Source organism: Desulfonatronospira sp. (assembly GCA_003563255.1).
GTDB lineage: Bacteria > Desulfobacterota > Desulfovibrionia > Desulfovibrionales > Desulfonatronovibrionaceae > Desulfonatronospira.
In genome coordinates this window covers 1-3,667 of record PWSL01000234.1, presented here as the reverse complement: position 1 = coordinate 3,667, position 3,667 = coordinate 1, and the positions used below count along the sequence as shown (strand labels likewise).

The window sequence follows — 3,667 nt, the reverse complement described above, 5'->3', positions numbered from 1 at the left end:
GATATTTCGGTCCGATACGCTGATGACGGCTTGGAAACTGGTACGTGCAAATAAGGGTGCTGCGGGAGTAGATGGGGTCAGCATTGAGTCTATCGATAAATCCCAAGGAGGTCCTCAGGCTTTTGTGGATGAAATCCAAGAAGACTTGCGCGCCAGAACCTACCGTCCTCAGCCCGTACGAAGGGTTTATATTCCCAAAGCCAATGGGAAGCAACGGCCTCTCGGAATACCTACGGTTCGTGACAGGGTGGTTCAAATGGCTGCCTTGCTTATGCTGGAACCTATCTTTGAGGCCGATTTTGAAGACTGCTCTTATGGATTCAGGCCTGGACGCTCGGCGCATCAGGCGCTGGAAGAAATCAGAGGACATCTTCTGCAGGGCTTTACAGCGGTTTATGATGCAGACTTGAAAGGGTACTTTGATTCCATCCCGCATGACAAGCTTATGGCCTGCGTGCGGATGCGCATCGCTGACAAGTCTGTATTGACATTGATCCGGATGTGGCTGGAAGCACCAGTTGTAGAACCTCCACAGGAAGAGGGCAAGAAAGGCGTTAAGAGACCAAGTACCCAGGGAACACCTCAAGGTGGTGTAATCTCTCCCTTGCTGGCCAATCTTTACCTGCATTGGTTCGATAAGGTATTCTATCAGCCCAATGGTCCAGCTACCTGGGCCAATGCCAGGCTGGTGAGGTACGCGGATGATTTTGTTATCCTTGCCAGATACCAGGGCATCAGTCTCCAGAACTGGATAACTGGGAAGATAGAAACCTGGATGGGTCTGGAAATCAGCCGCGAAAAGACCCGGGTCACTGACCTGCGTCATGAAGGGGAGAGCCTGGACTTCCTGGGCTTTACTTTCAGATTTGATAAAGACCTGAAAGGAGGGTCCCACAGGTATCTGAACCTGTTCCCGTCCAAGAAGAGTCTGAGCAGAGAAAAGGAGTGTCTGCGCAAGATGACCGGCTTCAGATGTTGCCATGTTCCTGTACCTGAGCTTATCCAGTGGATAAACAGGCATCTTGGGGGCTGGAGCAATTACTTTAAGCTGGGTTATCCCCGCAAGGCATTCCGAGAAATAAACCACTTTGTGCGCAATCGGATGATAGTCCATTTGGGACGAAGGAGCCAGCGGCCCTTTCGGCTGCCGGAAGGGGAGACTTACTATAATCACCTGAAGAAACTCGGGTTGATTTACCTTTAAAAGTCCAAGTCGCATGGTCCCCTGTGTGTGCCTTTGGTGACAGTCTTCGGGAGAGCCGTATGCGGGAAAACCGCACGTACGGTTCGACGAGGGGGCACTAATGGAAGAATGCTTCTCAGTTGACACGTAGTAGTCGCGTGCGATGAGGCGTCTGTAAAAGTCCTGGTTGATTCCTTTCATTAGTGCTCTACTCTACCGTCTTGAGTGAGTCTTCGAACGGGCGGTTAGGGCTTCTTTATCTCTTGGGTTGCGGGCATGGTCCGCCTTAGAATGTTAACAATGTCCCTTATGTATGGGGTGATTTTCAACAGCCTGATAACTGGCAGCATCCTCATCGTTCAGGACAGCTACAGCCTTAGAACAGCCATTTTGATATCAAAATGGCTGTTCTAAGGCCAAAATCAGGGCTTTTTTTGGGGGATTTTCTTAAACTATTCAATGACTTGACTAGGTCCGACCCCGGATTTACGAGATTATGGACGGGCAAGAAGCCAAAGCCGTCGGCGCCGGCCAGCCGCGCCCCGCCGGCGCTTGACCAAGAAAGGCGATATGAACCGTTCGACGATGGCTGGCCGCAGTATGAGGATTATGATGAGTATGAAGAGCCATTGGTCATGGTTTAGGCCGGGTCTGTTTTTTGTGAAAAGGCAGGCGGATATGGTGGTACATGCCCTTTCGCCGGTCATCGGCGCAAAATGTGAGTGTTTTCCGGAATCAGGCTGTTTTGGCGCCCAATATTGTCGTTGACAAGCTGACCGGCAGCTATTATCAACGACAATTATCGGTTTTTGAGTGGCAAGTTGCGCGGGGTTGTTGCTGATGCCCCGTTTTTTGCCAGGGCCGGAAGGGAGCATCACGCGTTTCTGACAACCAGATAGGGGACAGTCCCGAAGCCAGGGACAGTCCCCCTCCGGGCTGTAAGCCTCCGGGCAGGAAGCCGTGCCAAGCCATGATAAACCGCTTCTAACCACAAAAAAGTTGTGACAAGCACATCATTTTTTTCAGTTGTCAGAAACGCGTAATGCTCCCGGGCCGGAAAAAGCGATTTCTTATCACCGACCTCAAGGCCCCCCCTTTCGGCCATTACCGGACTGCCCGAAGTCCTGCTTATTGACGACAATCTCACGGAAAAACAGCGTGAAATCCTCCGGCTCATCAAGGAGAAAGGCTGGCGCATGCTGGACATGATCAACATATCCTTGACCCTTTTGAAAATTGAATACGGCGATTACGCCCCGCGATTCGAAACCGTGGACATCCTGGCGGAACTCTGGGACATGATTTCCGGGATGGGACATCTGGCTGGACAATTGGAGGTTTCGTCATGCATCCTCATGGACGGACGCCCCCGGGACCGGAAGACAGCGTGACGATCATGACCCAAGGCCTGCTCTGCCGCTCCATCTTCGAAAACCTTTACAAGAACGCCCTGGAAGCGTCTCCGCCGGGTCAGACGGTCTTCATCCGCGTCGCTGCCGGGGCAACCACGTGCATCAGCCTGGAAAACAAGGGGGAAGTGCCGGAAAACATCCGGAAACATTTTTTTGATAAATACGTAACCCAGGACAAGTCTGGGGGAACCGGCCTGGGGACCTATTCAGCAAGGCTCGCGGCCAGGGCCCTGGGCGGAGACATCGAGCTGGACACGGGTACGCCGGGACAGACGACCATCCGCGTGTTTCTGCCGACCAACCCGAACAAGTGACTGACGAAGCGGCATGGCCGCCCGCACCAGCGCAGGCTGTGACCGCGTCCCGGGGCAAACTCCACGGAACATCCGGCATCTGCCTGCTTCGGCAGACAAAAGAACGCCAAGGAGCCAACATGGAAAAATTCTTCAACACCTCCGGGCCGATCAAGACCGAACACCACTACAACATCCCGCCTTTGCACCGCATGGACTGGGAGGAAGTTCTCCACCTGATCCGCTCGGAGCGCTATTTCGTGCTCCACGCCCCGCGCCAGACCGGCAAGACGAGTACGCTTTTCGCCATCATGGCCGAGCTGAACGCCGAGGGTCGGTTTGCTTGCGCCTACGCGAACATCGAAGGTGCCCAGGCGGCCCGGGGTGACGAGACCAAGGGCATTCCGACGGTGTGCAGCGCCATTGCCGGGTCCATCCGCCTGTATCTGGACCAGCCCGAGGTCTTTGCCTGGCTGAACACCACGGGCCGGAACCAGCCGAGCAACGATCTTCTCAAACAAATGCTGGAGCATTGGTCCCGTATCTCGGACAGGCCCGTTGTGCTTCTTCTGGACGAGGTGGACGCCCTGGTGGGCGACACGTTGATCTCCCTGCTGCGGCAAATCCGGGCCGGATACGCCCAGCGGCCCGCGGCCTTTCCTCAGAGCGTGATTCTCTGCGGGGTGCGGGACGTGCGCGATTATCGCATGCATGGCCAAGGGGAAGAGGTGATCACCGGGGGCAGCGCCTTCAACATCACGGCCAAGTCCCTGCGCATG

The 3,667-nt window shown here is 54.7% G+C and carries 3 protein-coding genes and 1 pseudogene; all 4 read left to right on the top strand.

Annotation, left to right across the window (positions count from 1 at the left end; translation table 11 throughout):
• The first annotated feature begins 22 nt into the window (after positions 1-22).
• Positions 23-1,204 carry a group II intron reverse transcriptase/maturase gene (gene ltrA, locus QZP87_RS06840; protein WP_291322172.1) on the top strand — a complete coding sequence of 394 codons (1,182 nt, stop codon included), beginning with the start codon at positions 23-25 and terminating at the stop codon, positions 1,202-1,204.
• A 1,076-nt stretch (positions 1,205-2,280) separates the two neighbouring features.
• Positions 2,281-2,574, top strand: a pseudogene (locus QZP87_RS06835) (hypothetical protein); the annotation flags it as partial.
• Between the two features lie 5 nt (positions 2,575-2,579).
• Positions 2,580-2,909, top strand: a complete 330-nt coding sequence (locus QZP87_RS06830) for an ATP-binding protein (protein ID WP_291322171.1) — start codon at positions 2,580-2,582, stop codon at positions 2,907-2,909.
• Positions 2,910-3,028: 119 nt separating this feature from the next.
• Positions 3,029-3,667, top strand: a 639-nt coding sequence (locus tag QZP87_RS06825) for an ATP-binding protein (protein ID WP_291322169.1), incomplete at its 3' end; no start/stop codon positions are given.

What these genes read in the sequence shown, in the direction of transcription:
- ltrA (WP_291322172.1), top strand. Translation starts at nt 23, where the DNA reads ATGACGGCTTGGAAACTGGTACGTGCAAATAAGGGTGCTGCGGGAGTA.
- QZP87_RS06830 (WP_291322171.1), top strand. Translation starts at nt 2,580, where the DNA reads ATGACCCAAGGCCTGCTCTGCCGCTCCATCTTCGAAAACCTTTACAAG.